Source organism: Microvirga sp. 3-52 (assembly GCF_018383585.1).
Taxonomy (GTDB): Bacteria; Pseudomonadota; Alphaproteobacteria; order Rhizobiales; family Beijerinckiaceae; genus Microvirga.
Genome location: NZ_JAHAMK010000001.1, coordinates 423,174 through 435,412, shown reverse-complemented (window position 1 = coordinate 435,412; position 12,239 = coordinate 423,174). Strand labels below are relative to the sequence as shown.

Sequence of the window (12,239 nt, the reverse complement as noted above, 5' to 3'; positions counted from 1 at the left end):
GTGGCGGGCGGCCGCGTGACAGGAATGCCCCGCCTCGACAAAGCGCGCCACTCGGCGGCGCAGATCCAGCGAGTAGGACTTGGTCATCGCTCATCTCCTCCCAGAAAGAGGGCTGAGACAAGTGAATCACGAAGCCGCCGCGCCGCATAGCCCCAAGGACTCCGTCAGAACTGCCGTTGCTCTAGATCTGAGCTTCGATGGCCGCCTTGTCGATGACCGACCAGACTTGCACGATCTTCTCTTCCCGAAACTCGTAGAAGACATTCTCGGCAAATCGAACCCGCCTCCCGTTGACAGGCAGATCCAGGAACTTTCCCGTCGGCGTACAGTCGAAGCCCAACCGGCTCGCGATATGAGGCGGATCGGCCATCAGCAGCTGAATGTCGAAATGGAGATCCGGAATTTCCCGAAAGTCCCTCTCCAGCATCTCGCGATAGCCCTGCAATCCGATGCGCCGACCGTTGTAGTGGACATCATCATGAACGAACTGCTTCAACCTCGGCCAATCCTGCCGGTTCAGGCAGGCAATGTAGTCTCGGTAGAGATCGGACAGGTCGGCTGTGATCACGGCGATTGCCCCGCGTCGGCAAGGTCCTGGCGGAACCGCAGGACGAGATGGAATCTCGCACCCGAGACCGCATGGTTCAAGGGGGCAGGAGAACCTGACCATCTCCGGCCGATCGGCTCATTCAGGTGGATCGCCTTTCAGGCCTGTGGCCGCTGGCCATGACTCCATCCACGCCACGTCATGGCCGGCCTTGTGCCGGCCATCCCGATTCGGTGAAGCGCCGCACCTCACCGATCGGGATCACCGGGACGAGCCCGGTGATGACGAGGTGGGGCATGACACTGTCCTGGGTCACTGTCCCTGATCACGCGCTCCTTGGCCGTCTGACCCATCACACGCTCCCCCGTCATGGCCGGGCCTGTCCCGGCCATCCCGATCGGAAGAGCGCGGCGCTCCACAGGATCGGGATCACCGGCACAAGGCCGGTGATAACGGGAGAGGCATCATGAAGGGCCGTGCGGAATGAGGGGACGTTTTACCCCGTCGCTTCACCCTCACTCCTCCCTGCAAGGGGAAAAGAGCTCACGACCTCATGGCGCTAGTCGCTCACCCCTTCACGCCCTTCCACGGCCATGAGCGTGGCGGTCAAAAGGACGATCTGCTTCTCACGGCCCTCATGCACGGCGAACACGTCGGTCTGTGCGAGGGTGAGCGTCCTGCCCGCCTTGACGACCCAGCCCCGCGCGATCATGCGTTCACCGATGCCGGGCGCCATGAGGTTGATCTTGAACTCGGCAGTGAGAACGCCCGAACCCCGAGGCATCAGGGTCAGGGCCGCATAACCGGCCGCGGAATCCGCAATGCTGGCCAGCGCCCCCGCATGCACGAAGCCGTGCTGCTGCGACACCGCCGCGGAGGCAGGCAGCGCGATCTCCACCAGGCCGGGAGACACGCGTACCAGGGATGCGCCCAGGGTCACCATCAACCCTTGGGACGCGAAGCTCGCCCGCACCCGCGCCTCGTAATCGGGATCTTTCGGCGCCGGATCGGTCATGTCGGTATCTCCGGATGTGTGAGACGGGCGAATCGTGCGGAGCCGAAACTCCGCTCCCGACGATGCGCGACTTTGGGCCCGATGGTCAAAATCAGCGCTTAAAAGCCTTGGAATCACGTTCATTTTCCCTCATTGATCCGCCCCATGAAGCATTCCAGTTCGCCCTCCTCCCACAAGGTCCGCTCGGGCACGCTCGTCGGCATCGGCCTGATGCTGCTCGGCGTATTCATGTTCGCCATGAACGACGTCATGGGAAAATGGCTCGTCGCGACCTATTCCGTCGGCCAGGTCCTGCTCCTGCGCAGCGTTGCGGCCCTGATGATCCTCCTGCCCCTCATGCGCCGGCAGAAGGTGCCTTTCGCCATTCCGCCGCAGCCGGGGCTGCACGCAGTGCGGATCATCCTCTCGACGCTCGAGGTCGCCTGCTTCTACTGGGCCGTCACCTATCTGCCGCTGGCGGACGTGATGACCTATTACCTGGCCGGGCCGATCTACGTGGCGGCCTTCGCGGCGTTCTGGCTCGGAGAAAAGATCGACAAGCCGCGCATCCTCGCCATCGGGATCGGCTTTGTCGGCGTTCTCATCGCCCTGCGCCCGTCGACCGCCACCCTGTCCCTGCCGGCCCTCATCGCGCTCGCCGGAAGCCTGTTCTACTCGCTGCTCATGATCACCACCCGCAAGCTGCGGGAGACCCACGATGCCACGCTGGTGCTCGGCCAGATTCTCGGCGCGCTGATCTTCGGCCTCATCGCAGCCCCCCTGGCCTGGGTGACGCCCGGGCCGCTCGATCTGGCAGGCCTGTTCCTGCTCGGCATCGTGTCCATGGTGGCCCATGTGTGCGTCAACCGCTCGCTGAAGATCGCGCCGGCCTCCGTGGTCGCTCCCTATCAATACACGCTGATCGTCTGGGCCATCGTGCTGGGCTACCTGTTCTTCGGCGATGTGGTGCAGTTCTGGACCCTGGTCGGCGCCGCCGTCATCTGCGGCGCGGGACTGGCTCTCCTGCTCCTGGAGCGCGAGGCCGCAAGGCGCGGTCGCGAGGCGAAGGACATCGAGACGCCCGTCCTGCCGGAGGCGTGATCGAGACGGCTGAACCATGCCGCCTCCCTTCGATGTGCGGCCCGACAACCGGCGCATGCCCAAGCCCTGACCGTGAGCCTCCAGCTGCGGATTCCACCCTCCTCGTCATGGCCGGGCTTGTCCGGCCATCCCGATCCGGTGAGCGCTGTGCCTTTCCGATCGAGATCACCGGGACGGGCCCGGTGATGGCGTGGAGGAGGTGGTGACGTGGAGGAGTGAGAGGCTGCGGCTCCTCCGGCGTGTTCCCTGATCCAGTCGCACCCCTGCTCCCGCCGTCATGGCCGGCCTTGTGCCGGCCATCCCGATGCTGTGAAGCGCTGGCGCCTCAACGAATCGGGATCACCGGCACAAGGCCGGTGACGACGAAGGGAAGTGGATTTTCGGCCGGACTCTGAGGAGGTCGGAGATCGACGAGCCCGCCTTTCATGGTCCGAGAGTCGAACTTGACACGCTGCACCACGCAGCCGTCAATGACCCCATAAAACACGGGGAGTTCGATGCGCCTGAAGCTCACAATCGCCGCCGCTGCGGCTGGCATTCTCTTTGCATCCGCAGCCTTTGCCCAGGACATCAAGATCGCTCTGATCGCCGGCAAGACCGGGCAGCTCGAGGCTTATGCCAAGCAGACCGAAGCCGGCTTCATGATGGGACTGGAATACCTCACGAAGGGCACGATGGCGGTGGGCGGCCGCAAGATCAGCGTCATCGTGAAGGACGACCAGCTCAAGGCCGACCTCGCCAAGACCCTGCTGGAGCAGGCCTATAACGACGACAATGTCGACCTGGCCATCGGCACCACGTCGTCCGCTGCGGCGCTCGCCATGCTGCCGGTGGCCGAGGAGAACGGCAAGGTGCTGATCGTGGAACCCGCCGTGGCCGATGCGATCACGGGCGAGAAGTGGAACCGCTTCATCTTCCGCACTGCGCGCAACTCGACCCAGGACGCCTATGGCGCTGCAGCGGCCGTTCCGGCAAGCGGGGAGGTTTCCATTGCGACCCTCGCGCAGGATTACGCCTTCGGCAAGGACGGTGTCGCGGCCCTCAAGACTGCGCTCGCGCAGATCCGCCCGAACGCGAAGGTGGTGTTCGAGGAATATGCGCCGCAGAACGCCACGGACTTCACCGCATCCGCCCAGCGCATCTTCGACGCGCTCAAGGACAAGCCGGGCAGGAAGATCATCAACATCATCTGGGCCGGCCAGCATCCGCTGCCGAAGATCGCCGACCTGAAGCCGGAGCGCTTCGGCATCGAGATCGCACCCGGCGGCAATATCCTGCCGGCCATGCAGATCTACAAGAACTATCCCGGCATGGAGGGCGCGGTGTATTACTATTATGCCTTCCCGAAGAACGCCATGAACGACTGGCTCGTGGCCGAGCACCAGAAGCGCTTCAACGCGCCGCCGGACTTCTTCACCGCAGGCGGCTTCGCGGCCGCCTCCGCCGCCGTCACGGCGATCCAGAAGGCGGGCGGCACCGACACCGAGAAGCTGATCGCCGCCATGGAAGGCATGACCTTCGAGACCCCGAAGGGCCCGATGACTTTCCGCAAGGAAGACCACCAGGCCCTGCAGGACATGTATCACTTCAAGGTCAAGGCCAACGGCAAGGACGCCAACGACCTGCTCGATCTCGTCGCCACCATCCCGGCCGACAAGATGCCGATCCCGGTTCGGAACAAGCGTTAAGCACACGTGACCTTATCGGCAACGACGCCCGCGCTCGAAACGCGCGGGCTGACCATCCGCTTCGGCGGCCATGTGGCCGTCAACGACGTGTCGTGCCGGTTCACCCCCGGCACGCTCACGGCCATCGTCGGTCCGAACGGCGCCGGCAAGACCACCTATTTCAACCTCATCTCCGGCCAGCTTCGCGCCACATCCGGACAGGTCGTCGTCGCGGGCGAGGACATCACGGGTCTGCCCGCCTCCGCTCGCACGCGACGTGGTCTGGGACGCGCGTTTCAGCTCACCAACCTGTTCCCGCAATTGACGGCACTCGAGAATGTCCGCCTCGCGGTGCAAAGCCGCGCGGATGCGGGCTGGTCGATGTTCAAGGTGTGGAACGGGCGCCGTGACCTGATCGAGAAGGCGGAAGGCATCCTGGAGCGGGTACGCCTCGCGGACAAGCGCCACATCGCCCCGAAGGCGCTCTCGCACGGCGACCAGCGCAAGCTCGAAGTGGCGCTTCTCATCGCTATGGAACCCAAGGTCTTCATGTTCGACGAGCCAACCGCCGGCATGAGCGTGGACGAGGTGCCGACCGTGCTGGAACTCATCCACGACATCAAACAGCGCGGGGATGCGACCGTGCTTCTCGTCGAGCACAAGATGGACGTCGTTCGCTCGCTGTCCGATCGCATCATCGTGCTGCACAACGGCACGCTCGTCGCGGATGGCGAGCCTGCGCAGGTCATCGCCTCGCCGGTGGTGCAGGAAGCCTATCTCGGCCTGGAGGCCGCCCGTGTCTGAGCCCCTCCTTCAACTTTCGGGCGTGCACACGCATATCGGTCCCTATCACATCCTGCACGGCGTGGACTTCGCGATTCCCGCAGGCGAGCTCACCATGCTGCTCGGCCGCAACGGCGCGGGCAAGACAACGACGCTGCGCACCATCATGGGCCTGTGGCAGGCCTCCTCCGGCCGCATCCGTTTCGACGGCCGCGACATCGCCAAGGCCTCCACGCCGGACATCGCGCGCCTGGGCGTTGCCTATGTGCCGGAAGCGATGGGCATCTTCACCGATCTGACGGTGCGCGAGAACATCGTGCTCGCTGCGCGCAGCGGACCGGTCGACAGGACCCGTCTCGACTGGATCCTCGGCCTGTTCCCCGCCCTCAAGCGCTTCTGGAACCTGCCTGCCGGCGATCTCTCCGGCGGGCAGAAGCAGATGCTTGCGATCGCCCGCGCCATTGCCGAGCCGCGCCGCCTGCTGCTCATCGACGAGCCGACCAAAGGCCTCGCGCCCGTGATGGTGCGGTCCATGATCGAGGCCTTCAGGGCGTTGAAGGAAGCGGGCGAGACGATCCTGCTGGTGGAGCAGAATTTTTACGCCGCCTCGGCGCTCGGCGACAACGTGATCGTCATGGATGACGGGCGCATCGTGCATTCCGGCCCCATGAGCGAGCTCGTCGAGGACAACGCCCTGCAGCAGCGCCTGCTCGGCCTCTCTCTGGATGCGCATCAATGAGCGACATGACCGCTGACGCCTCGACCGAGCTGCCGCGCGCCAGGTCCGACTGGCTCCCGCTGCTTCTCGTTCCGGCCCTCGCTCTGCTGGCGCTGCCCTTCGTCGGCAGCCCCTCGACCTGGGTGACGCTCACGGTGGCGGGGCTCGCCATGGGCATGATGATCTTCCTCATGGCATCGGGCCTCACCCTGGTCTTCGGCCTGATGGACATCATCAATTTCGGACACGGCGTCTTCATCTCGCTCGGCGCCTACGCGACGCTCCTCGTGCTCGGGCCCCTCGCCGGATGGGCGACGGCGGATTCCCTGGGCCTCAACCTCGCCCTGCTGCTGCTGTGCATCCTCGCCGCCATGGCTCTCACGGGCGTGGTCGGCGCCGTGTTCGAGCGCGTCATCGTGCGCCCGGTCTACGGCAGCCACCTGAAGCAGATCCTCGTCACCATGGGCGGGCTGATCGTCACCGAACAGGCGATCCATGCGATCTGGGGCGCCTCGCCGATCCCGATCCCGCTGCCGCAATCCCTGCGCGGCGCCTTCGTGCTCGGCGACATCGTGATGGAGCGCTACCGCGTCGTGGCGGTGGTGATCGGCCTTGCGGTCTTCACCGGCATGCAACTGCTCCTCAACCGCACCCGCATCGGCCTGCTGATCCGGGCCGGGGTCGAGAACCCGGAGATGGTCGAGGCGCTGGGCTACCGCATCCGCCGCCTCTTCGTCAGCGTCTTCATCGCCGGCTCCGCACTCGCCGGTCTCGGCGGCGTCATGTGGGCGTTCTATCGCCAGACGCTCACCGCCGGCATGGGCATGGAGGTGATGGTGCTGGTGTTCATCGTCATCATCATCGGCGGACTCGGCTCGGTCGGCGGCTGCTTCGTCGGCTCGATTCTCGTCGCGTTGGTCGCCAATTATGTCGGCTTCATCGAGCCCAAGCTCGCCTTGATCTCCAACATCCTCGTCATGGCCCTCGTGCTGATCTGGCGTCCGCAGGGCCTGTTCCCGGTGGCCCGCCGATGAGCACATCCCCTTCTTTCGCCCTCGCCCTTCCCTTCGACGAGACTCGCCGGCGCGGCGGCTTCTTCAGCACGATCCTGTCCTCGGACATGCCGCGCTCACGGGTGCTGAGCATCATCCTTCTTACCATCCTGCTGCTGCTCGCTGCGACGCCGTTCCTGTTCTCCGGAAGCCAGCCGGTGAGCACGGCGGCAAAAATCTGCGTCTTCGTCGTGCTCGTCGCGAGCTACGACCTTCTGCTCGGCTATTCCGGCATCGTGTCCTTCGCCCACACCATGTTCTTCGGCATCGGCGGCTACGGCATCGCCATCGCTCTGGAGCGCATGGGGCCGACCTGGAGCTCCGCCGCCATCGGCTTGCTGTCAGCGCTGGTCCTGTCCGCTCTGCTCGCCGTCGCCATCGGCCTCCTGTCGCTTCGGGTGCGGGCGATCTTCTTCTCGATGATCACCCTCGCGGTCGCCTCAGCCGCCGCCGTCCTTGCCTCGCAATTGTCTGACGTGACCGGCGGTGAGGACGGATTGTCGTTTCAGCTGCCACCCGCCCTGCGCCCTGCCTTCCGGCTCCTGTCCGAACCCCTCTTCGGCACGGCGGTCAACGGGCGGCTTCTCGCCTATTATCTCGTGTTCTTCGTCTCTCTTGTCGTCTTCCTCATCCTTCTGCGCATCGTGAACTCTCCCTTCGGGCGCGTGCTGCAGGCGATCCGCGAGAACGAGTTCCGTGCCGAGGCGCTAGGCTACCGCGTCGTCGCCTACCGCACTGCGGCGTCCGTCATCTCGGCGCTGGCCGCCACGGTCGCCGGTGCGCTCATGGCGCTGTGGCTGCGTTATAACGGGCCCGACACCACCCTGTCCTTCTCGATCATGGTCGACATCCTGCTCATGGTGGTGATCGGCGGCATGGGCACCATGTATGGCGCGGTCATCGGGGCTGCTTTGTTCGTTCTGGCCCAGAGCTACCTGCAAGTGCTGATGAGTGCAGGGAGCACGGCACTGGCGGGCATTCCGCTCCTGCCCGATCTGATCCATCCGGATCGCTGGCTCCTGTGGCTCGGCGCTCTGTTCATCGTCAGCGTCTACGCCTTCCCGGGAGGCATCGTCGGACGCCTGCGGCAAGCCAAGCAATAAAGGCTGAGCCCGGAAACCTTCACGAGCCTCGAACCGTTTCCTCCAGAGGAGCGGAGGAGACGTAATGAGCCGTGCCTTTGTTCGTGAAACCGAGGGTGGAGAAGCCTTCGAGGACCTTCCCGACCGGATGATCAGCCCGCATCATCTCGTGACGCCCTCGGGGCTGGCCCAGATGGAGGCGGAAATCGACTCCCTGCAGAAGCGCCTTGCCGAGGCTCAGGCTGCCGACGACAAGGCTGAAGTATCGCGCCTCAACCGCGACCTGCGCTACTGGTCCGCCCGCCGGGCCTCCTCGGAGGTGGTGCCGCCACCGACGGACGCCGCTCATGTGCGCTTCGGCGCGCGGGTCACCTTCGAGCGCGAGGACGGCCGGCGTCAGACCTACCGGATCGTCGGAGAAGATGAGGCCGATCCCGCCAAGGGAAGCCTGTCCTACGTTTCTCCCCTGGCACAGGCGCTCATGGGCAAGGAAATCGGCGACGTGGTCCCGATCGGGCAGACGACGGCCGAAATCGTCGAGATCGGTTTGTAACGGCGCCTCTTCCCCACACGTCATCACCGGCCCTGCGCTGGTGATCTCGATGCAGTCGAGCGCACCACCCTTCAAATCGGGATGGCCGGGACGGGTCCGGCCATGACCTTGGAACGAGTGCATCACCTGTCATCCCGGGGCCGCTACGCAGCTCCCGGAATCCATAGCCACGCCATCTTCATGGAAAGACGAGCAGCGTTGCGCCTTGGTCTGTACCGTTACCGTTCATGGATTCCGGGCTCGCACCTAAGGTGCGCCCCGGAATGGCAGTGAAGCGCTACTCCGCAGCCGTCGCATAATACGCCCGCTTGGCCTCGTACATCAGAAGGTCGGCGCGTTTGACGAGGGCCTCCAGCCTTTCACCCGGCTGGCTCGTCGCGGCGCCCATGGCGAAACTGAGGGGCAGGCCAGTGTAGAACTGGTTGTTCACTTCGAGCAGGTTATCGATACTGTCCATCACGATCTTGGCGTCGCGCTCGTCGGTTCCCGGCAACAGCAGGGCGAACTCGTCGCCGCCGATGCGCGCAGCATAGGACGGCTTGTCGACGGCCTTGCTCAGCACCTCGCCGGCACGGCGAAGCAATGCGTCGCCTGCGGCGTGGCCGAGCTGGTCGTTCGCCGCCTTCAGGCCATTCAGGTCGATGATGACGATCGTGACTGGGAACGGTCCCTTGCGCTCCAGGCGGTTGAGCTCGTCGACATAGAAGGAGCGGTTGTAGAGCTTGGTCAGGACGTCGTGCTTGCCGAGATATTCCAGATAGGCCTCCGCGCGCTTGCGTGCGGTGATATCGGTGAGCGCCACTTGGACCAGCGACCAGTCCTTTTCGTAGCCGGGCAGCACGGAGAACTGCAGATGAAGATGCAGTTCGTCGCCTGACAGGGAATAATTGACGACCTCGCGCTGCTGGAAAGTCTTTCCGTTCCAGAGATCGATCAACTGCTCCTTGAACTGCTCCCGCATCTCGTCGCGGAATACATCCCCGAGCCGCATCAGCAGGGTCTGCTTGTCGGGCGCCGAGAAGAGATCGAGCGTATGACGGTTGACATCGATCACGCGGATCTCGCTCATGCACCGCGAGACGAATTCCGGATGCACATCGGTAAACACACGGAAATCGGTGATACCCTGCCGGCGTACGTCGTCGAGGAGATGCTTGACGCAGCTGAAATCCTCCACCCAGAGCGAGACGGGCGAGTGCTCGAACAGGCCGCGGGCATAGGTTTCACTCGCCGCAAGCTGGCGGCGGGCAGACTCACGCTCGGTCACGTTCTCGATGGCGATCAGAACGCGATCCCATCTTTCTTCATGTCCGGGCAGCACGCTGCCCTTGAGCTGAATGTCGAGCCTTTTCCCCGAGAGGGTGTAGTTCACGGTGTTGCTGCAGAATTCCGTGTGCCCATCCCAGAGCTGCACAAGCTCCTCGATATGGGTTTTCAGCATGTCATTGCGAAAAATCCGACCGAGATTGCTCACCAGCTGTGGCAGGTCCGCGGCCTCGTAAAGGCTCAACGTTCTGCGGTTCACCTTGATGACCCGTATCAGGCTGGAACAGGCCTCCACCCGTGTCGTATCCTCCAGCAGGTACTCCCTCAGCGAGGTCACACCGGATTCGCGCCATCGCCCGAACAGGTCCTTGAGGCCGCTATAATCCTCGAGCCAGAGAGAGACAGGCGCCAACTCGAACATCTCGGCATCGTCGGCAAGTTCGCCCGCCGGCTGAATATTGATACGATCGACTTTGGAGGACAGCATGGAAAGCCTGCAGATGAACCCGATCTCGGGCGCCATTCAGCGCAGACCCGCAATGTAATACTAGGTCAAGTTCGGTATTTTTTCAGGCAGAATGAAGGTTGTCCAAGAATCAGGCATTCTTGCAACACTGCCGATTTGTCGCAACTGTCCCCAACTTCAGTTTCGTCATCACCGGCCTCCTGCCGGTGATCTCGTTTCGAGAGGTGCCGCGCTTGTCCTTGTCGGGATGGCCGGGACTGATCCTCAGATCAAGGCCGGGGACGGCCATGACGAGGACGAGGCTATGAGGCTTCTCGTGACGCATCCGAGGGCTGCAGCATGCTAACCCTTGCTGGGAACGATGGCTGTCGCTTCGATCTCAAGCCGCGCGACCCTCTCGACGAGCCGCACGACCTGAACGAGAGCCATGGCGGGGTAATGTGTGCCGAACACATCCCGATAGGCGCGACCCAGCTCACGGAGATTGGCGAGATACTCGTCGATATCGACCACGTACCAGGTTAGGCGCACGAGATGCCGGGGTTCTGCGCCCCCTTCGGCCAGAATGGCGCGGATGTTCTCGAAGATCTGGCGGGCCTGCGCGACGAAACTGTCGGCGAAGACCTCTTTCTCGTCCCAGCCGACGACCCCGCCCGTCACCAGAACCCTGCCCTCGGCCATCATGCCATTGGCATAGCCCTTGGGCGTCGGCCAATGCTTCGGGTTGAGGACCTCCGGTCCATCCTCGACGCCCGGCATGGGAGTGCCTTCCAAAGCGGCTGTCATTGTTGTTCCTCCCCTTATCGATCGGACGCAGTGTCACGATCCCTGGAGCGCTGTGCCTCCAGCATCTTCACAAGCTCGCGGGCGATCACGACCTTTTGGACCTCGGTGGCGCCCTCGTAAATGCGCAGGGCGCGGATTTCCCGATACAGCTCTTCGACCTTCACGCCCTTGGTGACGCCGAGACCGCCGAAAATCTGCACCGCCTTGTCGATGATGCTCTGCGCCGCTTCCGTCGCATACATCTTCGCCATGGCGGCCTCGCGGGTCACGCGCGGCGCTCCCTGATCCTTGGTCCAGGCCGCGCGATAGACGAGAAGCGCGGCGCTGTCGACGCCCGTCGCCATGTCGGCGAGAGATCCCTGGGTCATCTGCAAATCGCTGAGCGGCGCTCCGAAGAGCTTGCGCGAGGATGCATGCTGCAGCGCCTCGGCAAGGGCGCGGCGCGCCAGCCCGAGCGCAGCGGCTCCGACAGTCGAACGGAACACGTCGAGCGTCGCCATGGCGACCTTAAAACCCTCTCCCGGACCGCCGATGCGCTTCGCAAGCGGCACACGGCAGCCTTCGAAACGCAGCGTCGCAAGAGGATGGGGCGCGATGACATCGATGCGGCTCTCGATGGTCAATCCAGGATTCTGCGCATCGACCACATAAGCGGACAGACCTTTCGCGCCGGGCGCCTCACCCGAGCGAGCGAAGACGACATAGTGATCCGCAATCCCGCCATTCGAGATCCAGGTCTTCACGCCGTCGATCCGCACATGGTCGGGGCCATCCGGCGTGGCCGTGGTGCTCATGGCGGCCACATCCGATCCGGCTTCGGGCTCCGAGAGAGCAAAGGCCGCGATGGCGTCCCCTCGGGCCACCGGCGGCAGGTACTGCTCCTTGATCATGTCGGAGCCGAACAGGGTGATCGGACCCGTGCCGAGGCCCTGCATGGCAAAGGCGAAATCCGCCAAGCCCTCATGAGCGGCAAGCGTTTCCCGCGCGAGGCACAGGGTGCGCACATCGAAGGAAGACGAGATGCCGCCATAGGCCTGCGGCACGACGGCTCTGAGCCATCCGCCCTCGCCCAGTCGGCGCACGAGGCGGCGGCAGGAAGCATCCACGTCGTGATGATCGACGAGCGGTTTGACCTCTCTGGACGCCCATGCATTCAGGTCATCGGCAAACTGCCGATGGCGGTCCTCGAAGAACGGCCAGGAGAGAAAGCTCGCATCGATCACG

At 64.1% G+C, this 12,239-nt stretch carries 12 protein-coding genes; 7 read left to right on the top strand and 5 right to left on the bottom strand.

Translation table 11 applies throughout. The features are described from left to right. Positions 1 to 181 precede the first annotated feature (181 nt). On the bottom strand, positions 182 to 568 hold the full coding sequence (locus KHP60_RS01985) for an ester cyclase (RefSeq protein WP_213561876.1): 387 nt from the start codon (positions 566 to 568) through the stop codon (positions 182 to 184). Between the two features lie 538 nt (positions 569 to 1,106). Next, on the bottom strand, positions 1,107 to 1,562 hold the full coding sequence (locus tag KHP60_RS01980) for a PaaI family thioesterase (RefSeq protein ID WP_213561875.1): 456 nt from the start codon (positions 1,560 to 1,562) through the stop codon (positions 1,107 to 1,109). 144 nt (positions 1,563 to 1,706) lie between these two features. Between KHP60_RS01980 and KHP60_RS01975 the strand changes: the two genes are divergently transcribed. From KHP60_RS01975 to greA, 7 genes are all read left to right on the top strand, one after another. Continuing rightward, the gene (locus KHP60_RS01975; RefSeq protein WP_213561874.1) at positions 1,707 to 2,642 is read left to right on the top strand and encodes a DMT family transporter; all 936 of its coding nucleotides are present in this window, start codon (positions 1,707 to 1,709) and stop codon (positions 2,640 to 2,642) included. Positions 2,643 to 3,139: 497 nt separating this feature from the next. After that, positions 3,140 to 4,330 (top strand): substrate-binding domain-containing protein, encoded by a 1,191-nt coding sequence (locus tag KHP60_RS01970; protein WP_213561873.1) that lies wholly within the window; start codon positions 3,140 to 3,142, stop codon positions 4,328 to 4,330. A 6-nt stretch (positions 4,331 to 4,336) separates the two neighbouring features. Beyond that, complete coding sequence (locus KHP60_RS01965; RefSeq protein WP_213561872.1) at positions 4,337 to 5,113, top strand: ABC transporter ATP-binding protein; 777 nt, start codon at positions 4,337 to 4,339, stop codon at positions 5,111 to 5,113. Continuing rightward, positions 5,106 to 5,831: an ABC transporter ATP-binding protein gene (locus tag KHP60_RS01960; protein WP_311924538.1), complete on the top strand. Its 726-nt coding sequence runs from the start codon at positions 5,106 to 5,108 to the stop codon at positions 5,829 to 5,831. The genes KHP60_RS01965 and KHP60_RS01960 overlap by 8 nt, the downstream gene beginning before the upstream one ends. Continuing rightward, entirely contained in the window at positions 5,828 to 6,844 is a 1,017-nt protein-coding gene (locus KHP60_RS01955) for a branched-chain amino acid ABC transporter permease (RefSeq protein WP_213561870.1), read from the top strand. Before KHP60_RS01960 ends, KHP60_RS01955 begins: the two co-directional genes overlap by 4 nt. 86 nt (positions 6,845 to 6,930) lie before the next feature. Beyond that, entirely contained in the window at positions 6,931 to 7,965 is a 1,035-nt protein-coding gene (locus KHP60_RS01950; RefSeq protein ID WP_213561901.1) for a branched-chain amino acid ABC transporter permease, read from the top strand. A gap of 64 nt (positions 7,966 to 8,029) precedes the next feature. Continuing rightward, positions 8,030 to 8,497 (top strand): transcription elongation factor GreA, encoded by a 468-nt coding sequence (gene greA, locus KHP60_RS01945; RefSeq protein WP_213561869.1) that lies wholly within the window; start codon positions 8,030 to 8,032, stop codon positions 8,495 to 8,497. Between the two features lie 277 nt (positions 8,498 to 8,774). Here greA and KHP60_RS01940 read toward each other — a convergent pair whose 3' ends face one another. The 3 genes from KHP60_RS01940 to KHP60_RS01930 all read right to left on the bottom strand — a co-directional run bounded on the left by KHP60_RS01940 (position 8,775) and on the right by KHP60_RS01930 (position 12,238). Continuing rightward, positions 8,775 to 10,250 carry a sensor domain-containing diguanylate cyclase gene (locus KHP60_RS01940; protein WP_213561868.1) on the bottom strand — a complete coding sequence of 492 codons (1,476 nt, stop codon included), beginning with the start codon at positions 10,248 to 10,250 and terminating at the stop codon, positions 8,775 to 8,777. A 321-nt stretch (positions 10,251 to 10,571) separates the two neighbouring features. Beyond that, the gene (locus KHP60_RS01935) at positions 10,572 to 11,015 is read right to left on the bottom strand and encodes a RidA family protein (RefSeq protein WP_213561867.1); all 444 of its coding nucleotides are present in this window, start codon (positions 11,013 to 11,015) and stop codon (positions 10,572 to 10,574) included. 14 nt (positions 11,016 to 11,029) lie between these two features. Continuing rightward, positions 11,030 to 12,238 (bottom strand): acyl-CoA dehydrogenase family protein, encoded by a 1,209-nt coding sequence (locus KHP60_RS01930; RefSeq protein ID WP_213561866.1) that lies wholly within the window; start codon positions 12,236 to 12,238, stop codon positions 11,030 to 11,032. Between the last annotated feature and the right edge of the window lies 1 nt (position 12,239).

What these genes read in the sequence shown, in the direction of transcription:
- KHP60_RS01975 (WP_213561874.1), top strand. Translation starts at nt 1,707, where the DNA reads ATGAAGCATTCCAGTTCGCCCTCCTCCCACAAGGTCCGCTCGGGCACG.
- KHP60_RS01955 (WP_213561870.1), top strand. Translation starts at nt 5,828, where the DNA reads ATGAGCGACATGACCGCTGACGCCTCGACCGAGCTGCCGCGCGCCAGG.
- KHP60_RS01940 (WP_213561868.1), bottom strand. Translation starts at nt 10,250, where the DNA reads ATGCTGTCCTCCAAAGTCGATCGTATCAATATTCAGCCGGCGGGCGAA.
- KHP60_RS01950 (WP_213561901.1), top strand. Translation starts at nt 6,931, where the DNA reads ATGCCGCGCTCACGGGTGCTGAGCATCATCCTTCTTACCATCCTGCTG.
- KHP60_RS01935 (WP_213561867.1), bottom strand. Translation starts at nt 11,015, where the DNA reads ATGACAGCCGCTTTGGAAGGCACTCCCATGCCGGGCGTCGAGGATGGA.
- greA (WP_213561869.1), top strand. Translation starts at nt 8,030, where the DNA reads ATGAGCCGTGCCTTTGTTCGTGAAACCGAGGGTGGAGAAGCCTTCGAG.
- KHP60_RS01970 (WP_213561873.1), top strand. Translation starts at nt 3,140, where the DNA reads ATGCGCCTGAAGCTCACAATCGCCGCCGCTGCGGCTGGCATTCTCTTT.
- KHP60_RS01980 (WP_213561875.1), bottom strand. Translation starts at nt 1,562, where the DNA reads ATGACCGATCCGGCGCCGAAAGATCCCGATTACGAGGCGCGGGTGCGG.